This window comes from Fibrella aestuarina BUZ 2 (assembly GCF_000331105.1).
Taxonomy (GTDB): Bacteria; Bacteroidota; Bacteroidia; order Cytophagales; family Spirosomataceae; genus Fibrella; species Fibrella aestuarina.
Genome location: NC_020054.1, coordinates 2875431 through 2898509, shown reverse-complemented (window position 1 = coordinate 2898509; position 23079 = coordinate 2875431). Strand labels below are relative to the sequence as shown.

15 protein-coding genes are annotated in these 23079 nt (G+C 55.9%); all 15 read left to right on the top strand.

Annotation, left to right across the window (positions count from 1 at the left end):
- The first annotated feature begins 157 nt into the window (after positions 1-157).
- The 15 genes from FAES_RS11865 to FAES_RS11795 all read left to right on the top strand — a co-directional run bounded on the left by FAES_RS11865 (position 158) and on the right by FAES_RS11795 (position 23053).
- The gene (locus FAES_RS11865; RefSeq protein ID WP_015331450.1) at positions 158-679 is read left to right on the top strand and encodes a VOC family protein; all 522 of its coding nucleotides are present in this window, start codon (positions 158-160) and stop codon (positions 677-679) included.
- A 22-nt stretch (positions 680-701) separates the two neighbouring features.
- Entirely contained in the window at positions 702-2276 is a 1575-nt protein-coding gene (locus FAES_RS11860; protein ID WP_015331449.1) for a glycoside hydrolase family 43 protein, read from the top strand.
- Between the two features lie 42 nt (positions 2277-2318).
- A complete protein-coding gene (locus tag FAES_RS11855; protein ID WP_015331448.1) occupies positions 2319-4856 on the top strand; it encodes a glycoside hydrolase family 9 protein in 2538 nt (845 codons plus the stop codon).
- Between the two features lie 11 nt (positions 4857-4867).
- The gene (locus FAES_RS11850) at positions 4868-6820 is read left to right on the top strand and encodes a glycoside hydrolase family 97 protein (protein WP_015331447.1); all 1953 of its coding nucleotides are present in this window, start codon (positions 4868-4870) and stop codon (positions 6818-6820) included.
- A 68-nt stretch (positions 6821-6888) separates the two neighbouring features.
- Positions 6889-8856 carry a family 43 glycosylhydrolase gene (locus tag FAES_RS11845; protein ID WP_015331446.1) on the top strand — a complete coding sequence of 656 codons (1968 nt, stop codon included), beginning with the start codon at positions 6889-6891 and terminating at the stop codon, positions 8854-8856.
- Between the two features lie 57 nt (positions 8857-8913).
- Positions 8914-9768: a sialate O-acetylesterase gene (locus FAES_RS11840; protein ID WP_015331445.1), complete on the top strand. Its 855-nt coding sequence runs from the start codon at positions 8914-8916 to the stop codon at positions 9766-9768.
- 111 nt (positions 9769-9879) lie between these two features.
- The gene (locus FAES_RS11835; RefSeq protein WP_041257806.1) at positions 9880-10800 is read left to right on the top strand and encodes an alpha/beta hydrolase; all 921 of its coding nucleotides are present in this window, start codon (positions 9880-9882) and stop codon (positions 10798-10800) included.
- 51 nt (positions 10801-10851) lie between these two features.
- Complete coding sequence (locus FAES_RS11830) at positions 10852-12525, top strand: GH39 family glycosyl hydrolase (protein ID WP_015331443.1); 1674 nt, start codon at positions 10852-10854, stop codon at positions 12523-12525.
- A gap of 19 nt (positions 12526-12544) precedes the next feature.
- Positions 12545-14632, top strand: coding sequence for a discoidin domain-containing protein (locus FAES_RS11825; protein WP_015331442.1), 2088 nt, complete (start codon positions 12545-12547; stop codon positions 14630-14632).
- 74 nt (positions 14633-14706) lie between these two features.
- Positions 14707-15870 carry an esterase gene (locus FAES_RS11820; protein ID WP_015331441.1) on the top strand — a complete coding sequence of 388 codons (1164 nt, stop codon included), beginning with the start codon at positions 14707-14709 and terminating at the stop codon, positions 15868-15870.
- A 12-nt stretch (positions 15871-15882) separates the two neighbouring features.
- Positions 15883-16956, top strand: coding sequence for an alpha/beta hydrolase (locus tag FAES_RS11815; RefSeq protein ID WP_015331440.1), 1074 nt, complete (start codon positions 15883-15885; stop codon positions 16954-16956).
- A gap of 188 nt (positions 16957-17144) precedes the next feature.
- Positions 17145-18263: an alpha/beta hydrolase-fold protein gene (locus FAES_RS11810; RefSeq protein WP_015331439.1), complete on the top strand. Its 1119-nt coding sequence runs from the start codon at positions 17145-17147 to the stop codon at positions 18261-18263.
- Positions 18264-18419: 156 nt separating this feature from the next.
- Positions 18420-19679, top strand: coding sequence for a family 8 glycosyl hydrolase (locus FAES_RS11805; RefSeq protein WP_015331438.1), 1260 nt, complete (start codon positions 18420-18422; stop codon positions 19677-19679).
- Positions 19680-19832: 153 nt separating this feature from the next.
- Positions 19833-20972 (top strand): alpha/beta hydrolase-fold protein, encoded by a 1140-nt coding sequence (locus FAES_RS11800; protein WP_041257804.1) that lies wholly within the window; start codon positions 19833-19835, stop codon positions 20970-20972.
- A 158-nt stretch (positions 20973-21130) separates the two neighbouring features.
- Entirely contained in the window at positions 21131-23053 is a 1923-nt protein-coding gene (locus FAES_RS11795) for an alpha/beta hydrolase-fold protein (RefSeq protein ID WP_041257802.1), read from the top strand.
- The last annotated feature ends 26 nt before the right edge of the window (positions 23054-23079 follow it).

Sequence of the window (23079 nt, the reverse complement as noted above, 5' to 3'; positions counted from 1 at the left end):
TCAATCCATTAATAATCTCATTATCAACTCAAAATAGGTGCGCTGACACCCCGCTATGATCTTACAGAAAGGTACGCTCTACGGAGCAGCCCTAACCGAACAAGCGCGTTTATCCAGTCAGACAACAGCCTCTTAGTCAACCCTTTACCCCAACCACATGAAAAACTCAGGTATACGTTCTTTTCTGCTGTCGTTCGCACTGCTCATCAGCGGCGTTGTACAGGCGCAATCCAATTTCACGAGTAAAACCATCGGCGTGGGCGTCGTGGTGGCCGACATCGACCGCTCAGTCGACTTCTACGTCAACGGCATCGGCATGATCAAAACCGGTAGCTTCACCATCAACGAAGACTTCGGCAAACGCTCCGGTCTGACCAATGGCGTAGCCACGAACGTCACCATCCTGAAGCTCGAAAACAGCCCCGACGCCACCGACTGGAAGCTGATGAGCTTCGGTAAAAAGGCGTCGCACCCGAAGCCCACTTACATTCAGGACGATACAGGCATGCAATACATCACCCTTCAGGTGAAAGCCCTGCAACCCATCATCGACCGCCTGACGCAGATGAAGGTGAAGTTTCTGGGCAGCACCCCCACTCCCCTAAACGCCAAAGCCCATTTCCTTTTTGTGCAGGACCCCGACGGCAACTTCATCGAACTAATCGGCCCACTTCAGTAATCATCGCATCCCGACGTTCTGTATGAAACCTACCCGCTACCGACTTCTTTTTCTTGCCTGCCTACTCCTGTTCAGGTACGTTGCCGACGCCCAGACGGCCCGGAATCCGGTCATTTTTGCCGACGTACCTGACATGGCCATGATTCGGGTGGGCAATACCTACTACATGAGCAGCACCACCATGCACCTAAGTCCGGGACTGCCCATTATGAAGTCGAACGACCTGATCAACTGGCAACTGGTGGGCTACGCTTACGACACGCTGACGACGGCCGACGCGATGAGCCTGAATAACGGCAAAAGCACCTACGGGCGCGGGTCGTGGGCCAGCAGCCTGCGCTACCACAACGGGCTGTACTACGCGACCACCTTCGCCCAGACCAGCGGCCGGACTCACGTCTACACCACTAAAAACATCGAAAAAGGGCCCTGGAAAGAAGTATCGTTCAAACCGTCGTACCACGACCACAGCCTGTTTTTCGACGATGACGGCCGAACGTACCTGATCTACGGCGCGGGCAAACTCCGGCTGGTCGAGCTGACGGCCGATGCGTCGGGCGTGAAACCCGGCACGACTGAGCAGGTCATTATCGAGAACGCCAGCACGCCATCGGGTACGGGTGGGGGCCTGCCCGCCGAAGGGTCGCAGTTGTTCAAGGTAAATGGCAAGTATTACCTGTTCAACATTACCTGGCCGCGCGGGGGCATGCGGACGGTGGTCATCCACCGCGCCGACAAGATCACCGGGCCGTGGGAAGGGCGCGTGGCGTTGCAGGATCTGGGTGTAGCCCAAGGTGGATTGATCGACACGCCCGACGGCAAGTGGTATTCGTACCTGTTCCGCGATTTTGGTGGGGTGGGCCGCATCCCGTATCTGGTGCCCGTCGAGTGGAAAGATGGCTGGCCGGTACTGGGCGAAAACGGCAAAGTGCCCCAAACGCTCAATCTCCCCGCCAGCAAAGGCCTGATTCCCGGCATCGTGAACTCCGACGAGTTTACCCGCAAGAAAGGCGACCCTGCCCTGCCGCTGGTGTGGCAGTGGAACCACAATCCCGATAATAGCCTCTGGTCGGTGTCGGAACGGAAAGGGTTTCTGCGCCTGAAAACCGGCCGCACGGATACCTCGTTCGTGATGGCCCGCAACACGCTCACCCAGCGGACCATCGGTTCCGAATCGGCCGGGTCGACGATGCTGGATGCGTCGAAGCTGAAAGACGGCGATTTTGCCGGGCTGAGCCTGCTGCAAAAAAACTACGGGCTGGTGGGTGTAAAGAGGGAAAACGGCGCGACGTCGATCGTGATGGTCAATGCCAGTTCGGGCAAGCCGGTGGAGGTGCAGCGCGTGCCGCTGAGCCAGAAAACGGTCTACCTGAAAGCGGAGTGCGATTTCCGCGACCGCAAAGACACGGCCCATTTCTTCTACAGCCTCGACGGTAAAAGCTGGACCGCCATTGGCGACCCGCTGAAAATGCCGTACACCATCCCGCACTTTATGGGCTACCGCTTTGGCCTGTTCACTTACGCCACCTCACAGACGGGTGGTTTTGCCGATTTCGATTACTTCCGAATCAGCGACAAACTAGCCCAGGCGAACTAGTCTGGTGCCTCCCTCCTGCCGAACTAAACCCTTCCTCTTTTTATGAAAACGACATTGATGTATCGGGGTTCTCGGGCAACGGGTTTGTTCCTGCTGCTCCTGGCCACGACAACCGCCTTTTGCCAGAAAGTTAAGCTGAACGACTCGGAGTATTTCGAGATACCGGGGCTCAACGTACTGGTTTTCAGCAGCCAGTACAACGGCATGTTCTTCGATGAAAAAACGGCCGGTATCGAGCTGATTCACCACGGGGTACGTACCTCGACGGGCGGTGCGGTACGCTTGCAGCACACGCCCGAACAGTGGGACCTGGTGCCGAAGATGACCTCGCGCAAAGTAGACAAGGCGACCAACAGCATTGAGGTTGGGCTCCGGTATCAGGAAGTCGATTTCGACTCGCGGGTGGTCGTCAGCGCCAAAGGCAACGGCTTCGAAATCAACGTCTACCTCGACAAACCACTCCCCGCAAAAGTGGTTGGCAAAGCTGGTTTCAACCTGGAGTTCGTGCCCTCTGCTTATTTCGAGAAGTCGTATCTAGCTGACGGCAAGCCAGGTACGTTCCCGCTGTATCCGGCCAGCAACACCAAAACGGAGCCCCTCTCGGAGAAGATTCAGCAGTTTGGCATCCACAACACCTTCGAGGAGCGGGGTAAACCCGAGTTTATCGTACCGGCCCCGCTGACGTCGGGCAAAACCATGGTGCTGGCCCCCGACGATGCCGAACACATGGTCAGGATTCAATCGGAAACGGAGCTGATGCTATTCGACGGGCGGAATCTGGCTCAGAACGGCTGGTTCATTGTGCGGAGTCTGCTGCCCGCCGGGAAAACCGGCAAGGTGCTCACCTGGTACCTGGAACCCAATGTAATCCCCAACTGGAAACGCGCGCCCGTACTCGAATTCTCGCAAGTGGGTTACAATCCGGGGCAGGAAAAAGTAGCGGTGATCGAGTTGGACCAGGCCGATCAGGCCCTGAAAACGGCGTCGCTGATTCAGGTGATGGCCGATGGCAAACAGATCGAGAAGCTGAAAGGGCCCGTTACAAACTGGGGGAAATTCCTGCGCTACAACTACGCCAAATTCGATTTCAGTTCGGTGAAAGAGCCGGGCATTTATTTCATCCAGTACGGCGACCAGAAAACCAATATTTTCCCCATCTCGGCCGATGTGTACGAAAAGACCTGGCACCCAACGCTCGACGTCTGGTTTCCGGTGCAGATGGACCACATGACGGTAAACGAAGCCTACCGCGTATGGCACGGGGCGCCGTTCAAAGACGATGCCTTGCAGGCGCCGCTCAACCAGCAGCATTTCGACGGGTATTCAATGGGCGACAAAACCGACACGAAGTACAAGCCGCTGGAACGTATTCCGGGTCTGGGCGTGGGCGGCTGGTTCGATGCGGGTGATTTCGACATTCAGACTGGCTCGCATAACACCACGATCCTGAACTTCGTGGATGCCTGGGAAAAGCTGAAACTCAACCGCGACGAAACGCGCATCGATCAGGGGCGGCAGTACGTGGATATTCACCGGCCCGATGGCAAACCGGATCTGTTGCAGCAGATTGAGCACGGCACGCTGAATCTGGTGGCACAGGTTAAAAACATCGGGCATCCGGTGCGGGGCATTATCGTGCCAAATCTGCACCAGTATCACCACCTAGGCGACGCGAATACCGAAACCGACAACCTGCCCTACAATCCGAACCTGAAGCCCTACGAATCGGACGGTAAATCGAGCGGCACCCTGGACGACCGCTGGGCCTTCACCACCCGTTCGGCGTTTCTGGATTACAACACAGCCGCCGCTTTGGCCGCCGCCAGCCGGGCGCTGAACGGTTTCAACGATACCTTATCGACGCAGGCACTGACGTACGCCAAGAAGCTGTGGGACGAAAACGACGGCAAGCCCAACACCGATACGTCTCGTTTTGCCCTGTTCCGCCGGAACACCGAAATGGCCGCGGCCCTGCAACTGTACATCACAACGAAAGACGACCGCTACGCCAAAAAATTCACCGACGCCATCTGGCCCGCCCTTGACCGGAACGTTGGCCAGGTTCTGACGGCTGCCCTGCAAGCGTACCCGTTTATGAATAAGGCTTACCAGACGAAGCTGAAAGACTACGTGGTCAAGTTCAAGGCCTCGAATGATGAGCTTACCAAACAGAATCCGTACGGCGTGCCGGCGGGTACACGGGGCGGCTGGGGCAGCAACCAGCAGGTGATCAGCTGGGCCATTACGAACTACCACGCCAACAGGCATTTCCCGGACATCATCAGCCCGGAGTACGTCTTCAGAGGGCTGAACTACCTTTTCGGGTGCCACCCGTACCATAACCTCTCGTTTGTGTCGGCGGTGGGTACGCGCTCCAAGAAGATCACCTACGGCAGCAACCGCGCCGATTTCAGCTACATCGCCGGTGGGGTGGTGCCGGGCATCATGGTCCTGAAGCCCGACTTCCCCGAAAACCGCGAAGACTGGCCGTTCCTGTGGGGCGAGAACGAAGTCATCATCGACATCTGCTCGGCTTACATCATGCTGGCTGGCGCGGCCAATGAATTAGTCAAAAAGTAACGCAACGATTTATGAAATACCTTATTCTCTCACTGTGCCTGTGCTGTAGCGCGTATGTGAGCCAAGCGCAGACAACAAATCCGGTCATAAGTAGCCCTGACGGGAAATTGCTGGTGACGCTATCGCTGGACAGTGGGAAGCCAACTTATAGTGTGTCGCTGAATGGCAAACCGTTCGTCATGAAATCACCGCTGGGGTTGAAAACCAATGTGGGCGATTTCACCGAAGGGCTGGCGATGGGCAAAGCGCTGGCGATCACCAAGCTTGACAACACCTACGAGTTGCCGAACATCAAGCAACGTAAGGTGCATTATGTGGCCAACGAAGGCGTACTGTCTTACACCAAAGAGAACAGGCCCGCCATCGACATTACGTTCCGGGTGAGTAATAACGACGTGGCGTTCCGCTACAAAGTGTACCCGCAAAAGGCGTCGCGCTCCTGCGTGATCAACGAAGAAGCATCGGGCTTTGCGTTTCCAGCCGGTACCACCACGTTTCTGTCGGCGCAAAGCAAAGCGATGGTGGGTTTTGCCCGAACCATGCCCAGCTACGAGATTCCGTATACGGTCGACGACACGCTGGGCAAAAACGGCCGGGGCAATGGCTACACCTTTCCTTGCCTGTTCAAAGTCAATACCAACGGCTGGGTACTGGTTTCCGAGACGGGCGTCGACAGCCGCTACTGCGGCAGCCGCCTGATTGGCCATACCGACGGCTTGTATACCATCGGCTTCCCGATGCCCGACGAAAACAACGGCATCGGCACCTCAGCACCCGGCATTCCGCTACCCGGCGAAACGCCCTGGCGTACCATTACCGTCGGCGAAACGCTGGCTCCCATCGTTGAGACCACCGTGCCGTTCGATGTCGTTGAACCGCGTTATGAGGGGTCTCAGCCATACGAGTACACCAAGGGAAGCTGGAGCTGGATCATCGGCATGGATGGCCGCACAGTGTATGACGAGCAGGTTCGCTACATCGATTTCAGCGCGGCCATGGGCTACAAAACCGTGTTGGTCGATGCGCTGTGGGACACGCAGATCGGCCGCGAAAAAATAGCCGAACTGGCCAAATACGGAGCCAGCAAGGGCGTTAGCCTGTATTTGTGGTACAACTCCAACGGCTACTGGAACGACGCCCCACAAGGGCCACGCGGCATTATGGATAACACCATTGCCCGCCGGAAGGAAATGGCCTGGATGAAGAAGATCGGCGTAAAGGGCATCAAAGTCGACTTTTTTGGCGGCGACAAGCAGGAGACGATGAAGCTGTACGAAGACATTCTGTACGACGCCAACGACTTCGGTATCCTGTGCATTTTTCACGGCTCGACGCTTCCCCGCGGCTGGGAACGGATGTACCCTAATTACGCAGCCAGCGAAGCCGTGCTGGCCAGCGAAAACCTGGCTTTTTCGCAAGGAAGTAATGACAGGGAAGCCTTTAACGCCACCATCCACCCGTTCATCCGCAACACGGTGGGCAGCATGGACTTTGGTGGTAGCGCGCTGAACAAATTTTACAACGCCAATAACACACCGAACCGGGGCTCAAAACGCGTTACGTCCGACGTGTACGCCTTGGCCACGGCAGTCCTGTTTCAGAGTGGCGTTCAGCACTTTGCCCTGGCGCCCAACAACCTCACCGACGCCCCAGCCTGGGCCATCGACTTCATGAAAACCGTACCCACCACCTGGGACGAAGTTCGCTACATCGACGGCTATCCGGGCCGATACGTGGTGCTGGCGCGCCGGCAGGGCACGAAATGGTACGTAGCCGGGGTGAATGCCCAAAAAGAACCCGTTAAGCTGACATTGAAATTGCCCATGATCGCCGCCGGTGCCGAGTACAAGCTCTACAGCGACGATGCGCAATTGACGGGCAAGGTGACCACGGCCAAACTGCCCAAAAATGGGGAAGTGAACTGGGTGATCCCGACGAACGGGGCCGCGCTTTTAGTGAACTGATGGAAAATGAGTACGGCTCTCGTTCCTTGAGACCCGATGTGAACTACGTACCGAAAAATGGTAGTTGAATGAAACCCAAAAAAATAGATACACGGCTGGTCATCCTGGCCCTTTTCCTAACCTACGGTACCCTGTTGGCCCAGCGTAGCGCGGGCGACAAATCGGTTTATAACGAGGTAAAAACGTACGTCAACCCCGTTTTGCCCGGCGACCACCCCGACCCGACGATGCTGCGCGTGGGCGACGATTTTTACCATTGCGGGTCCAGTTTCCACTTCACGCCCTACCTGCCCATCTACCACTCTAAAGACATGGTACACTGGGAGGTGATCAGCCGCGTGGTGCCACCCACGGCCAGTTTCGTCACCGACCGGCCCTCGGCGGGTATCTGGCAGGGAGCGATCACCTACTTCTACGGCTCGTACTGGATCTACTTCTCGGCCAACGGGCAGTGGTTCTCCAAAGCCAGCGACCCCAAAGGACCGTGGTCGGAGCCGGTGCGGGTGAAGGGCGACCCCAAAACGGGACCACTCGGTTACGACAATTCGATCTTTGTGGACGATGATGGCAAGCCGTATATGGTCATCAAGAATGGCCAGAAGACCAACCGGATTCAGGAACTGGGCCGGGACGGGCAGCTCACTTCGTCGGTCATTGATCTCGACTGGGTCAACGCCAAACTCCAGTACAGCTGGGCCGAAGGGCCGGTGATGTGCAAGCGCAACGGCTACTACTATTATTTTCCAGCGGGCGACGTGTCGGGGGGGCAGTACGCCATGCGCGGCAAAGCCCTCACCGCCGACTCGACCCAGTGGGAACGCCTGGGTGATTTCTTCAAACCCATCACCGATCCCAAAACGGGCTTCCGTCGGCCGAACCACATTTCGGCACCGATTCAGTTGGCGGATGGGACCTGGTGGACGATTGGCCAGAGCTACGAAAAGCCGCTACAAGGGGCCGACTGGTCGGGCATGGGCCGGCAGACCAGCCTGTATCAGGTGATCTGGGAAGGTGACCGGCCGTGGGGGCTGGCACCTACTACCAAACCCGTACCAAAGCCCAACCTGCCCAAATCAGGCATTCGGTGGCGGAGCGCACAGTCTGACCAGTTCGATAGCGAAACGCTGTCGATGAACTGGCATTTCTTGACCAAACGGGCCGCCAATCGCTATTCGCTGTCGGCCCGGAAAGGCTGGGTACGTCTCTCGCCCGACACGGCGCGTGTGCACCTGATGCAGAAGGAAACAGACCACTATTATTCCGCTGTCACCCGCGTCGACCTCAATGCCGGGGATGCCGCTACGAAAGCTGGCCTGTACCTGACCAACGGGAACCAGCGGGTGTTTGTGCAACTCTACAGCGGCTTCGATACCGGCAAGACACTCGTCTTCAAACTCGATACGGCCGTGCGCATGGTACCCAATTCGATCGGGAATGTGGTCTGGCTGAAAGTGGAGCGGAATGAGCATCAGTTATCCGGCTATTACAGCGGTGACGGTAGGAAGTGGTCATCCATCGGGGCGCCCATCAGTGCGGAGAACCTCGACAAATCCCAGCCGAACTTCAACTCGTGGGTGGGCACCAGTCTGGGGCTGTTTGCCGAGGGTAAACCCGCCGACTTCGACTTCTTCGTCTGCAAAGACGGTTTCTCCAGCTTACCAGCCGTTGGTTACAGCAACTACTACGGTGTCGAAAAGGTGGGCGAGGCGGCGGAGGCGGGCGTTACCAACGACTCCGATCAGGGCGGCTGGTTCATGCTGTCGGGGGTTGATCTGGGCAGCGGAAACGAGGCAGCCAAACAGATTCAGGTCCAGCTATCAGCCAGCACGTCAGGTACGTTGGAACTGTGGCTCGACGATCTGACCAGCGGGAAAAAGATGGCCAGTATCCCGTTCAAATCAACCGGTGGTAAGACAGACTGGAAAACGGTACGTCAATCCATCAAAGGTGTCTCGGGCCATCACGATGTGTTTGTGAAATTTCCCGCCGGCCAGGCCAACGTGGCTACCATTAAAGCCCTTCAGTTTCAAAAATAGTCGTTCCTAATCAGCATCTTGGCAGAAACGATAAACCTCCTAAACCGACTAACTCCCATGAAGAAGCGAACTGGTAACTTCCTGTTGATCGGGCTCGTTCTGCTGAGCTTGAACGCTGTCGCACAGGACAAAAACTTTTACATCTTCCTCTGTTTCGGGCAATCGAACATGGAGGGGAACGCCCGAATCGAAGCGCAGGATACCGTCGATGTAAACCCCCGTTTTCAGGTAATGGAAGCGGTCGACTGCCCGGCCATCAACCGAAGCAAAGGGAATTGGTACACCGCCAAACCGCCCCTCTGCCGGTGCCGCACGGGGCTTACACCCGCCGATTATTTTGGTCGGGAACTGGTGGCGAACCTGCCCGAAAAGGTCCGGGTGGGTGTCATCAACGTAGCCGTGGGTGGCTGCAGGATCGAGTTGTTCGACAAAGATCAATACACCTCCTACACGACCAACATACCCGGCTGGATGAAAAACTTCATCGGGGAATACGGCGGAAACCCGTACGGCCGACTGGTCGAAATGGCGAAGCTGGCGCAGAAAGACGGGGTGATCAAAGGCATTCTGCTGCATCAGGGCGAGTCGAACACGGGCGATACGCTCTGGACCCAAAAAGTGAAAGTGGTGTATGATAACCTGATGAACGACCTGGATCTGAAACCCAGAAAAGTGCCGCTGCTAGCCGGTGAGACGGTCAACGCTGATCAGAATGGCAAATGTGCCAGTATGAACAGAATCATCGCCACGCTGCCGCAAACGATCAAAAATGCCCACGTGATTTCGTCGGCAGGCTGCACGGATTCGGCCGACGACCTGCACTTCAATGCTGCCGGCTATCGGGAACTGGGAAAACGGTATGCCGCGCAGATGCTGTCGCTGCTAGGCTATAAACCGACGGCGACGAATTAGGGAAGAATATGGGCTTTTGTCATCCCGTTGTTTTTTGTCATCCCGGCGCAGGAGGGATGACAAAAAACAACGGGATGACAAAAGCTCAAAATGATACTGGACCTTAACACTATGAAACGCTTTAGTTTTAAATATCCATACATCACGTCCGCGCTGGTAAGCGGACTGCTACTAGCCTCGCCAGTTGCCAACGCCCAGGAAATCATTCCGCTGTATACCGCAGCCGTTCCTAACTCAAAAGCGTCGGACGTGCAGGAGTCGGCGGAGAGGGGTATGTTCAGAGGGGTTACCAAGCCCACGCTGGAATACTTTAAACCAGCGGCTGACAAGGCATCGGGGGCGGCAGTGATTATCATTCCCGGTGGCGGTTATAGCGTGGTGGTGTATAATGGCGAGGGCGTCGGCACGGCGAAAGCACTGGCCGAAAAAGGCATTGCCGCCTTCGTGCTGAAGTACCGCCTGCCCAGCGACGCCATCATGGCCGATAAGAAAATCGGTCCGTTGCAGGATGCGCAACAGGCCATCAAACTGGTTCGAGAGAATGCGGCCAAATGGGGCCTCGACCCCGGCAAAATAGGCATCATGGGCTTTTCGGCGGGGGGGCATCTGGCCTCGACAGCCGCCACGCATTTCGAGAAAGCGTATGTCGACAATGCCAGCAACACCAGCCTTCGTCCCGATTTCCAGATCCTGGTTTATCCCGTGATTAGCATGCGCGACAGTCTGACGCACGGCGGTTCGCACGACGCCCTGTTGGGTAAAAACCCGTCGCGGGCCGACATCGACCTCTTTTCGAACGAACTTCAGGTACGTGCCAACACGCCCCCGACGTACCTGACCCACGCGGCCGACGATAAGCTGGTCGATGTCGATAACAGCATCGCTTACTTTGAAACGCTGCGCCGCCAGAAAGTGCCCGTCGAAATGCACGTGTACCCCAAAGGCGACCACGGTTTTATTTTCCGACACCCCGGCTGGATGGAGCCGCTATTTGCCTGGATGAAGGCCAACAACTGGCTGACTGCCAATTGATTTTATCTTTATAGGACTGAATAAAAACGCTCATTCCTTGATCACTTACCCATGAACCGTATCATCCTCCTTTCTTTTTTGCTGCTGTGTTGTCGGGTTGCTCCTGCGCAACAGACGCCGGTGTCCATTCGGGTGGATGCGGGCAAACCCGTGGGCGAGATGAAGCCGTTCTGGGCCTTTTTCGGCTATGACGAACCCAATTACACCACCCGGAACGACGGCCAGAAACTGCTGAGTGAACTACAGCAGTTGAGTCCCGTGCCGGTCTATGTTCGGGCGCACAATCTGCTGACATCCAAAGGTGAAAGTCCCGGCCCTGATCTGAAATGGGGATTCACCGATGCCTACAAAGAAGACGCCAACGGCAAGCCCGTTTACAACTGGGTGACGGTCGACAGCATTGTGGATACGTACATCAAACGGGGTATGAAGCCGCTGATGGAAATCGGGTTTATGCCCAAAGACCTATCGTCGAAACCCGAACCGTACGCCCATACCTGGAGCAAGAACGGTACCATCTGGACGGGCTGGACGTACCCACCGAAAGACTACGACAAATGGCGTGAACTGGTGTACCAATGGGCGAAGCACTCCATTGACCGCTACGGAAAAAAGGAAGTGACCTCGTGGCTTTGGGAAGTCTGGAACGAGCCGGACATTGGCTACTGGTCAGGTACGTTCGACGAATACTGTAAAACCTACGACTATGCCGCCGACGGCCTGAAACGCGCCTGCCCCGAATGCACCATCGGCGGGCCGCACACCACTAGCCCACGCAGCGACAAAGCGTACTCGTACCTAACCCGGTTCATTGAGCATTGCCTGCGGGGCCAGAACTACGCAACGGGCAAAGTCGGGACACCGCTGCAATACATCGGCTTTCACGCCAAAGGAAATCCCGAGATTGTCGATGGCCACATTCGTATGAACATGGGCGTGCAACTGAAGGATGTACAGCGTGCGTTTGAAGCGGTCAATTCGTTTTCCGAACTCAAAAACATACCCATCATCATCGGCGAATGCGATCCTGAAGGTTGTGCCGCCTGCTCGGCCACGCGTGACCCCAAATACGGCTACCGCAACGGGACGATGTATTCAAGTTACACGGCGTCGTCATTCGCCCGCATCTACGAGCTGATGGATCAGTACAAGGTAAACCTACGCGGGGCCGTGAGTTGGTCGTTCGAGTTTGAGGATCAGCCGTGGTTCGCCGGTTTCCGCGACCTGGCCACGCACGGCGTCGATAAACCCGTGCTGAACGTATTCCGGATGTTCGGCAAGATGAACGGTCAACGGCTTTCGGTCCAAACCGGTAACGGACTGAAGGCGACCGACATCATTGCCAACGGCGTCAGGACCGGTAACGACGTGAACGCGATCGCCAGCAAAAGCCCGAACTCGGTCTGTGTGATGGTCTGGAATTACCACGACGACAACGTACCTGGCGCGGCGGCCCCGGTCGAACTGACCGTGAGCGGCCTGGGCAAAAACAAGGTGCAGGTTCGCCATTACCGGGTCGATGACCAGCACAGCAATTCGTTTGAGGCCTGGAAGTCGCTGGGTGGTCCGCAGCAGGTGTCGGCCGATCAGTATAAGGCGCTCGAAAAAGCCGGACAGCTACAGGAGCTGACGCCCCCAACCTCAAAAGCGATCGCTAACGGTACGACGACGCTAACCTTCGACCTGCCCCGGCAGGGTGTATCCTTCGTTCAATTGACCTGGTAATTCTTTGCTATTGCTTCCTATGCTTAAGTCTTTTTTCACGCTGCTGATGCTTTGTTTGCTGACGGGTCTTGCCGGATTGGCTCAGCCAACCGCACCCAAGCCCGTTGGCCCGCTGCCCAGCGCCAATCAGCTGCGCTGGCAGAAAATGGAGTACTATGCCTTCATCCATTTTTCGATCAACACCTACACCGACATGGCCTGGGGTCTCGGCAACGAAGACCCGAAGCTGTTTAACCCGACCAAGCTCGATTGTCGGCAATGGGCCCGGATCTGCAAAGAGGCCGGGATGACAGGCATCATTTTTACCGCCAAACACCACAGCGGCTTCTGCCTGTGGCCGTCGAAATACACGGATTATTCAGTTGAAAAAGCACCCTGGAAGAATGGGAAAGGCGATGTGGTGCGCGAGCTGGCCGATGCCTGCAAAGAATACGGCCTGAAGTTCGGCGTGTACCTGTCGCCCTGGGACCGGAACCACGCCGACTATGGCAAGCCCGACTACATCACCTACTTCCGCAACCAGCTAACCGAACTGCTGACCAACTACGGCGACATTTTCGAAGTCTGGTACGACGGCGCCAACGGCGGGTCGGGCTACTATGGCGGGGCCAACGAGACGCGCAAGATCGACGCGAAAACGTACTACGACTGGCCGAACACCTACAAACTGGTGCGGAAGCTTCAGCCCAACATCGTGATCTGGAATGACGGGGGCGACCGGGCCGACCTGCGCTGGGTAGGCACCGAAGCTGGATACGTCGGCGAAACTAACTGGAGCCTGTTGAATGCCACCGGCGACGTACCAGAAGAGATGTTACGGCATGGTGTCGAAAACGGGAATGCCTGGGTACCAGGCGAAGTCAACACCTCTATCCGCCCCGAATGGTTTTACCACGAACGCGAAGATCGGAAGGTAAAAACGCTGCCCCAGTTAATGGACACCTATTACAATTCCATCGGCCGAAACGGAACGCTACTGCTCAACTTTCCGATCATGCCCAACGGTCTGATTCACGAGTTGGACGAAAAAGCCGTGCAGGCCTTCGCCAAAGCCCGGAAAGAAGCCTTTGCGGTGAATCTGGCGAAAACCGCGAAAGCAACGGCCTCCGAGGTTCGCGGGAAAAGCGCAACTTACGACGCCAGCAAAGCCATTGATGCCGACCTGGACAGCTATTGGGCCACGGATGATAACGCCCGTAAGGCGTCGCTGACGTTGAATTTCAACAAACCCACGGCGTTTAATCGGTTTCTGGTGCAGGAGCCCATCCGACTGGGGCAACGGGTCAAATCATTCAAACTCGAGGCTATGGTTGATGGCAGCTGGAAAGAGATTGACAAACAAACGACCATTGGCTATAAACGCATCCTCCGCTTTCCGACCGTTGAAGCTACGCAACTGCGCCTCACCATTCTGGACGCCAAAGGCAGCCCGTTGATCTCGAATCTGGCCGTATATAATGCCCCCCTGATCCTGTCGCCCCCCGTCATCACCCGCAATCAGACGGGCGAGATCGCCATAAAGCCGGGGGACACCGAATCGGACGTATACTACACCCTCGACGGCAGCACGCCAACGGCCTCATCCAGTAAATACACGGCGCCCGTCAAAACCGGCACCGGCAAAGTGGACGTCAAGGCCATCGCCTACAACCGGTTCACAAAACAGAGCAGCGTACCCAGCGACGAAAAATTCGACATCGCCCGCTCGGCCTGGAAAGTGCTGAATACCGATGCCAAATCGGCGTATCAGGCTTTGGATGGCAACCCCGGCACGTCGTGGCAGCAGCCTAAGAGTCAGGCGATGCCTGCGGACTTGGTCATTGACCTAGGTAAGGAAGAACGTTTGGTCGGTTTCCGGTATCTGCCCGCCCAGAACTGGTGGGAAGAAGCCAGCATCATCACCCACTATCAGTTTGACGTATCCACCGATAACGCGACCTGGAAGCGAGTTAGTGAAGGCGAGTTTTCGAACATTAAAAACAGTCCGGTCTGGCAAACCAAATCGTTTGACCCAATCAAAGCCCGATACATCAAACTCCGCGCCCTGAAAAACACGCAGGAGGGCTCAGCGTCGGGCTACGCGGACGTGGATGTGATTACGCAGTGAGTTTTTTGTCATCCCGAGGCACGAGGGATGACAGAAGCTCCTAATGAAAAACAAATCCTAAACCTTAGCTCCTTATGAACAACCGATTACTCCGCCAATTAGGGCTGCTGGTAGCCCTGATTAGCCTGTACGCCGGGGCACTGGCCCAACCGCCCCGTGGCCCGCTGGTGGTGTCGCCGCAGGTAAACGCCGACAAGACCGTTACCTTCCGCTACCAGGCTCCGCAGGCTAAAGCGGTGGAACTGAGCGCGCAGTTTGAGAAAGCACCCGTTGCCATGACCAAAGATGCCCAGGGTATCTGGAGCGTAACGGTCGGCCCCGTCAAACCGGACATTTACCCCTACAACTTTCGGGTGGATGGCGTATCCGTGATGGACCCCGCCAACGTCGCGTTCTTTCCCAATGAGCGATTCAAGGCCAGCCTCGTCGACGTACCCGGCGATCAGCCCCTGATCCACGCCATGCGCGACGTACCCCACGGGTCGATCAACTACGAGTATTATCCCTCGATGGAAGGGACAACCGGCTCGGTCGTCGTGTATACGCCACCGGGTTACGATCAGTCGCCGTCGAAGAAGTATCCGGTCTACTACCTCATCAGCGGGACGACGGATACGGAAGAAACCTTTTTTAAAGTCGGCAAAACCAACCTGATTCTGGATAATCTGCTGGCCGAAGGCAAAGTGAAACCGATGATCATCGTGATGCCCTACGGCAACATCGCGGCTCGGGTAGCCGAGCAAAAAGGCGGCTCCAAACCCGCCGACCCAACCGTTCGCGATGGAGCCGATGCGGTAAAACGGGCCAACGATTTCACGACCGATCTGGTGAGTAATGTCATTCCGTACATCGAGAAGAACTACCGGGCCATCGCCAACCGCGAGAATCGGGCTATTGGCGGCTTCTCGCGCGGGGGCGGCCAAACACTCCGGGCGGCCTTCAGCAACATGGACAAGTTTGCGTACGTGTGCGCCTACAGTTCGTACCTGTCGCCCCAAGAGATGGACGGTAATTTCAGCCCTATCGTGAACAAACCTGAGCAGACCAATAAGCAACTCAAGCTGCTGTGGGTGAGTGTCGGCAGCGACGATTTCCTGTATAAGGGTACAGTCGAATTTATGGACTACCTGAAGGCGAAAAAGGTGAACTACAAAAGCCTGATCACCGACGGCGGGCATACGTGGATGAATGTAAAAACGTACGTTGCCGCCACCACACCACTGCTGTTTCAACCCTAAACCCTACCAACCATGAACCGCATTTTATCTATTCTGCTGGTTGTCTCAGGGCTTTCGGCCGTAGCCCAGCAACGCCCACCCGCCATCAGTTCGCCCGATGTGCACAAAGACCATAGCATCACGTTCCGGTTCTTTTCCCGGAATGCAAAAAAAGTGATGGTTTCCGGCGAGTTTCTATCGGCACCGGTCGCCATGACCAAAGACACGTCGGGCATCTGGAGCGTAACGGTACCGCCGGTGAAGCCCGATATTTATCCGTATAGCTTCACGGTCGACAGTGTCCAGATTGCCGATCCCAGCAACACGTACATTTTCGCCAACGAGCGCTTCAAACGCAGCATTGTCGACGTACCCGGCGATCAGCCGCTGGTGCATTCGCTCCAGAACGTACCCCACGGCAAAATCAGCTACCGCTATTACAAGTCAGGTACGTTGGGCACCACTCGTCAGCTGCTGGTCTACACCCCGCCCGGCTTCAACCCCAACGGCAAGACCAAATACCCGGTGCTGTACCTAATTCACGGCGGCTCCGATACCGAAGAAACCTGGACCAAAGTGGGCCGCGCCAACCTGATTGCCGATAACCTGATCGCGCAGGGAAAAGCCAAGCCCATGCTGATCGTGATGCCCTACGGCAACGTGCGCCCGGCCCCAATGCCGGATTTTACCAAAGACATGGTGAACGACATCGTGCCGTTTGTGGAAGCCAATTACCCCGTTATCGAGGAAAGCAACGGCCGGGCGGTGGCAGGCTTTTCGGTGGGTGGCGGACAGACGCTCAACATCGGCCTCACCAATCCCTCCACCTTCGCCTACGTCTGCTCATACGCCCCTTACACGGCCACCGACGAGTTTAAGGCAAACTTTACGAACTGGACACCGGACGCCAATAAGCTCAACAGCCAGTTGAAACTGTTCACCATCAGCGTCGGCACGGACGACTTTCTGTATGAACCGGTGAAGCAGAACATCGCCATGTTCACCGAGAAGAAGATCAACGTCAAACCCCTCATCGTGCCGGGTGGCCATACCTGGATGAACTGCAAACTGTATTTGGCGAATACGTTACCACAGCTGTTTCGGTGATGATTAGCTGTTGTCATCCCCTTTTTGTCATTCCGAAAACTTGTCATCCCGAGGCACGAGGGATCCTCGGGTGAGGTTACGAATACCTCCGGCTTCAGCAGATGCCTCGTTCCTCGGAATGACAAAAAACACCGACTCTAAAGTGACTGCACATAAGTTCTAATTCATTTTCCCAAACCAATAACCAAATGACTATCAAATCAATAGCTGCATTCGTGGTAGCCACGACGATCAGCATCAGCAGTTTTTCGCAGAGCAGCCCCACGGCTGTAGCGGAGGATTTCAAACCCTCCTCGTTGAATCAGCCAGGGCAGGAATACCCGCAGGTGAACTCGCAGGGCTACGCCCGGTTCCGCATCTTTGCGCCCAAAGCCGACAGCGTCAAGGTAAGCCTGGGCCTCGGCGGGCGGGGTGGCACCATCCTGAAAAAGGGAGCCGACGGCTACTGGACGGGCACCACGGAAGGACCAATGGATGAAGGCTTTCACTACTACAACGTGACCATCGACGGCGGAAAATTCAACGATCCCGGTGCCAAGAACTACTACGGCTCCGTGCGTTGGGAAAGTGGTATCGAGATCACAGCCCACGATCAGGATTTTTACGCGCTGAAAGACGTACCCCACGGCAATGTCCAGCAGATTCTGTTCCCCTCGAAAAGCACCGGTACCCCCCGCCGGGCGTTTGTGTACACCCCACCGGGCTATGAGAAAGAGAAGTCGAAGAAGTATCCGGTGCTGTACCTTCAACATGGCTGGGGCGAAGACGAAACGGCCTGGAGCAATCAGGGACACGCCAACCTGATCATGGACAACCTGATCGCTGAAGGTAAAACCAAACCGTTCATCATCGTGATGACCTACGGCATGACCAACGAAGTGAAGTGGGGCAAAATCCGCGATTTCAAGATTGATGGCTTCCAGACGGTGCTCGTCGACGAACTGATTCCTTACGTCGATGCTAATTTCCGCACGATGGCCAACCGGGATAACCGGGCGATGGCGGGCTTGTCGATGGGCGGTATGGAAACCAAAGCGATTACGCTGAACAAGCCGGAGGTATTTGGCTACTACGGCCTGCTGAGCGGTGGCGTCTACGCGCCCGAAGATCTCAAGGACAAGGCAAAACCGAAGCTCGTGTTCATCAGCTGCGGCAGTAAAGAGCGACCCGATGGCGTGAACAAATCCGCCACCGACCTGAAAGCGGCTGGTTACAATGCGGTTTCGTACGTGTCGGACAAGACAGCCCACGAATTCCTGACCTGGCGCCGGAGCCTGCACGAGATGGCTCCGTTGCTGTTTAAGTAACGGGCATTTTTTGTCATCCCGAAGAATGAGGGATCTTCGGTCGTCGGAGGTTTTCAGCCTCACCCGAAGATCCCTCATTCTTCGGGATGACAAAAATCCAGAATAAACTTATAGTCAGCATACTACTCAACCTCCTCTGTGTTTCAACCAATACGAATGAACGGGATTTACAAGGTCAGTTTTTGGCTGATCTTGGCGGTGTTATGCAGCGGCCAGGGTGTCGTCCTGGGGCAAAGCAAAAACACAGGCAAGCCGAACTACCGAAACCTGTTTCGGGAAGCGGGCTACAAACAGGCGGACATCGACGCGAAACTGGCGAAGGCGTATTACGACGTCTTCGAAGGCCCAAACAAGGTTTACTTTGAAGTCGGTGATACGATGGCGTATGTGTCGGACGTGAAGAACAAAGATGCGCGAACCGAAGGGCTATCGTATGGCATGATGGTGGCCGTTCAGCTGGACAAAAAAGACGTGTTCGACCGAATCTGGCGGTGGTCGAAGAAGTACCTGCAACACCAGAGCGGCCCACGCGAAGCCTATTTTGCGTGGAGCATCAACCCGCAGACGATGAAGAAAAACTCGGAAGGGTCAGCGTCTGACGGCGAGTTGTACTACATCACCAGTCTGCTGTTTGCGGCCAACAAATGGGGCAATAACACGGGCATCAACTACTACGGCGAAGCCCGGCGGATTTTGGATGCGATGTGGAAGAAAGACGGCACCGGCAACATCTACAACTTGATCAACACCGACGCCAAGCAGATTTCGTTCGTGCCCGAAGGCAGCAACTACAAATGGACCGACCCGTCGTACCACCTGCCCGCGTTTTACGACGCCTGGGTACTGTACGCCAAAGACGGCCATGAAGCCTTTTATAAGGAATGTGCTGACACGTCGCGGGTATTTCTGCACCGTGCCTGCCACCCCGTAACGGGTCTGAACGCCGACTACACGGAGTTTAGTGGCAAACCGCACGACACCCGTTGGTCAGTTTCGGCCTTCCGGTACGATTCGTGGCGGGTGCCCATGAACATTGCGATGGATTACACCTGGTCGGGCAAAGACAAAGCCTGGCAGGAAGATTATGCCAAACGCTTCCAGAACTTTCTGCGCTCGAAGGGCATGGACTCCTACGAAGACCAGTTTAACCTGGATGGGTCGAGACCCGAGACAATTCTTCAGGCCGGACCGGTGAAAAAGCTCCGGCACTCGCTTGGGCTGGTGTCCACGGCCGCTACGCTGTCGCTGATCAACAAAGAAAAGAACAGCCGCGATTTTGTGGATGCCCTCTGGAATGCCAAACTGGAGCCATTCGAGGATGGCTATTTCGACCCGTATTATGATGGGCTGCTCTACGTGTTCAGCCTCATGCATTTGAGCGGTAAGTACCAGATGATCACGCCACGGGGGAAATAGTCATAATGCTTCGCTGTCATTAGCCTCCGGCGTCATCAGGTGGTCATTCATTGTAGCGCGGAATCAGCTGAGCGCCTGACTACGAATGACCATTTAATGACCGCGAAGCACAATGACCACTCAACGACAATTAATCTTCCTAAACCCTTTACAATGAAAACGTTACTTACACTACTCATCGGGGTTATGACCCTGACGGTACAGGCCCAAACGGCTGGCGTACCGGCCTCGACCAATATCCCGGGGCAGAAGTACCCGCAAATACTGCCCGATAATCGGGTGGTGTTCCGCGTGAAAGCGCCCGACGCCCGCAAACTGCAAATTGACCTGATGAAGAAGTACGACATGGTGAAAGACACCAGCGGCTTCTGGACCGTAACGACGGAACCCGTCGGCGAAGGCTTTCACTACTACTCGCTCATCGCCGACGGGATCGCCATCTGCGATCCGGCGAGCCAGACGTTTTACGGCATGGGGCGCATGGCCAGCGGCATCGATATTCCCGATAAGGACATGGCCTATTACCAGCCCAAAAATGTGCCGCATGGTCAGGTACGTTCGGTCAATTACTACTCCGACATGACCAAGGCCTGGCGCCGGGCCAATGTGTACACGCCTGCCGGGTACGACGAAAATCCGAAGAAGCGCTACCCCGTGCTGTACCTGCAACACGGCTCAGGCGAAGACGAAACCGGCTGGCCAACGCAGGGTAAGATGGACATGATTCTCGACAACCTGATCGCCGAAGGAAAAGCCACACCGATGATCGTGGTGATGGAGCGCGGTTACGCCACCGATCCAACGCGCCCCGTTAGCACAACCGGACCTGGTGGTATGAACGCCAATGTCTTTCCTGAGCTACTGGTAAAAGAGGTGATCCCGATGATTGACAAGTCGTTCCGCACGCTGACCGACCGTGAGAACCGGGCCATGGCAGGCCTGTCGATGGGCGGTTTCCAGACGTTCCAGACTACCATGACCAACCTCGACAAGTTTGCCTACATCGGCGGTTTCAGCGGAGCGGGGCGTTTGCAGCCGGGAGCTGATATCAAACAGTTGTATGACGGTGCCTGGGCCGATGCCGATGCCTTCAACAAGAAGATGAAGCTGGTGTATGTGAGCATCGGCACGAAGGAGCCGGAGCGCATGTACGCGGGCGTCAAAGGCTTCCATGAGGCGCTCGACAAAGCGGGTATCAAACACGTGTATTACGAGTCGCCGGGTACGTTGCACGAGTGGCAAACCTGGCGCCGGTCGCTACGGCAGTATGCCAGCTTAATTTTTAAGAAGTAAGCCTTTTTTGTCATCCTTCTGCCTTTTGTCATCCTGGGTCTTTGTCATCCCGAGGCACGAGGGATCTTCGGTAGCCGGAGGTTTTTAGCCTTACCCGAAGATCCCTCCTGTCGTCGGGATGACAAAAAAACCAATTGCAATCACTTAATATGCTATCAATGAAACGACTCCTCTTACTAGCGACAGCAATCTGCGTGCTCGGTGGTACCAGTCACGCCCAACCCGCCGACAAGGAAATGCCGAAAGGCTTCGATCAGGTACGTTCGGGCATCGCCACGGGTAAACTGGATTCGATCAGTTACCCGTCGAAAACCGTAGGCACCACCCGTAAGGCGCTGGTGTACACGCCACCGGGCTATTCCAAAAAGACGAAATACCCCGTGCTGTACCTGCTGCACGGCATTGGGGGCGATGAAAAAGAATGGCTGAAAGGTGGTAATCCACAGGTCATTCTGGACAATCTCTACGCCGAGAACAAGCTCCAGCCCATGATCGTGGTGATGCCCAACGGCCGCGCCATGAAAGACGACCGGGCCGTTGGAAACGTCTTCGATAAAGACAAGGTCGAAGCCTTCGCCACGTTCGAGAAAGACCTGCTGACCGACCTCATTCCGTTTGTCGAGAAGAAGTACCCGACCCTGACCGACCGCGAACACCGCGCCATTGCGGGCCTCTCGATGGGGGGCGGGCAGTCGCTGAATTTCGGGCTGGGTAACCTGGACAAGTTTGCCTGGGTGGGTGGCTTTTCGTCGGCCCCCAACACAAAAACCCCGCAGGAGCTCGTGCCGAATCCTGTCGACGCCAAACAGAAACTCAAGCTCCTCTGGATTTCGTGCGGAGACGCCGATGGGCTGATCACGTTCAGCAAACGTACCCACGACTACCTGTACCAGAACAGCGTACCGCACATCTACTATGTCGAAGCAGGCGGGCACGATTTCAAAGTCTGGAAAAACGGCCTGTACATGTTCTCCCAGTTCCTGTTCAAGCCGGTAGACAACTCATCGCTGACCAAATACAGCGTGTTGGGCACACCCGCTGCGACCAACATTCGTAACGCCAAATACCCGCAAATTCTGCCCGACAACCGCGTTGTGTTCCGCGTGAAAGCACCCGATGCCCAAAAGGTGCAGGTCGATCTGGGTAAGAAGTACGACATGGTGAAAGACACCGCCGGGTTCTGGACTGCCACCACCGATTCGATCAGCCGGGGCTTTCATTACTATTCCGTTCTGATCGACGGAGTTGCCGTGGTCGACCCGGCCAGCGAAACGTTTTACGGTATGGGTCGGCAGGCGAGTGGTATCGAGATACCCGACAAAGACGGGGCCTTTTATGCCATGAAAGACGTACCCCACGGCGACATCCGTATCAAGCGGTACCTCTCCAAAGCCGCCAACAGTTGGCGCGAAATGTACGTCTACACGCCACCAGGCTATGACAAATCGACCAACAAATATCCGGTGCTGTACCTGCTCCACGGCGGTGGCGAAGATCAGCGCGGTTGGGCGACACAGGGCAAAACGGATATGATCCTCGACAACCTGATCGCTGAAGGCAAAGCCAAACCGATGATCATCGCCATGCTCGACGGCAACGTGAGCGCGGGTGGCCTGGCCGGTTTCAACGAGAACGTGCTGAAGGCGTTTGAAAACGAATTAAAGCTGGCCGCTATTCCCTTCGTGGAAAGCAACTTCCGGGTCGAGACCGACGCCAAGAACCGGGCACTCGCGGGCTTGTCGATGGGTGGATTACAGACGTTGTATGCGGGCATCAAGAACACCAACCTGTTCTCGAATCTGGGCGTGTTCAGTTCGGGCTGGTTTGCCAACAACCCCAAGCTGACCGATCCGCAGTATGCCTTCATGAAAGACAACGCCAGCACCATCAACAGCAACCTTCAGCACCTGTGGATTTCGATGGGTGGCAAAGAAGACATCGCCTACCAGAATTGCCAGCTCATGATGAAGAAGTTCGATGAGCTGGGCGTCAAATACAGCTACAGCGAATACGCCGGTGGCCACACCTGGCCCGTCTGGCGGCACGATCTGTTTCAATTTTCACAAGTGCTTTTCAACTAATTAGTTAACCAAAACCCCAGTTTTTT

Excerpts from the sequence above, each read along its gene's own strand:
- FAES_RS11830 (WP_015331443.1), top strand. The coding sequence starts at position 10,852 with ATGAACCGTATCATCCTCCTTTCTTTTTTGCTGCTGTGTTGTCGGGTT.
- FAES_RS11805 (WP_015331438.1), top strand. The coding sequence starts at position 18,420 with ATGAACGGGATTTACAAGGTCAGTTTTTGGCTGATCTTGGCGGTGTTA.
- FAES_RS11835 (WP_041257806.1), top strand. The coding sequence starts at position 9,880 with ATGAAACGCTTTAGTTTTAAATATCCATACATCACGTCCGCGCTGGTA.
- FAES_RS11845 (WP_015331446.1), top strand. The coding sequence starts at position 6,889 with ATGAAACCCAAAAAAATAGATACACGGCTGGTCATCCTGGCCCTTTTC.
- FAES_RS11840 (WP_015331445.1), top strand. The coding sequence starts at position 8,914 with ATGAAGAAGCGAACTGGTAACTTCCTGTTGATCGGGCTCGTTCTGCTG.
- FAES_RS11820 (WP_015331441.1), top strand. The coding sequence starts at position 14,707 with ATGAACAACCGATTACTCCGCCAATTAGGGCTGCTGGTAGCCCTGATT.
- FAES_RS11860 (WP_015331449.1), top strand. The coding sequence starts at position 702 with ATGAAACCTACCCGCTACCGACTTCTTTTTCTTGCCTGCCTACTCCTG.
- FAES_RS11815 (WP_015331440.1), top strand. The coding sequence starts at position 15,883 with ATGAACCGCATTTTATCTATTCTGCTGGTTGTCTCAGGGCTTTCGGCC.
- FAES_RS11855 (WP_015331448.1), top strand. The coding sequence starts at position 2,319 with ATGAAAACGACATTGATGTATCGGGGTTCTCGGGCAACGGGTTTGTTC.
- FAES_RS11795 (WP_041257802.1), top strand. The coding sequence starts at position 21,131 with ATGAAACGACTCCTCTTACTAGCGACAGCAATCTGCGTGCTCGGTGGT.
- FAES_RS11865 (WP_015331450.1), top strand. The coding sequence starts at position 158 with ATGAAAAACTCAGGTATACGTTCTTTTCTGCTGTCGTTCGCACTGCTC.
- FAES_RS11850 (WP_015331447.1), top strand. The coding sequence starts at position 4,868 with ATGAAATACCTTATTCTCTCACTGTGCCTGTGCTGTAGCGCGTATGTG.
- FAES_RS11800 (WP_041257804.1), top strand. The coding sequence starts at position 19,833 with ATGAAAACGTTACTTACACTACTCATCGGGGTTATGACCCTGACGGTA.
- FAES_RS11810 (WP_015331439.1), top strand. The coding sequence starts at position 17,145 with ATGACTATCAAATCAATAGCTGCATTCGTGGTAGCCACGACGATCAGC.
- FAES_RS11825 (WP_015331442.1), top strand. The coding sequence starts at position 12,545 with ATGCTTAAGTCTTTTTTCACGCTGCTGATGCTTTGTTTGCTGACGGGT.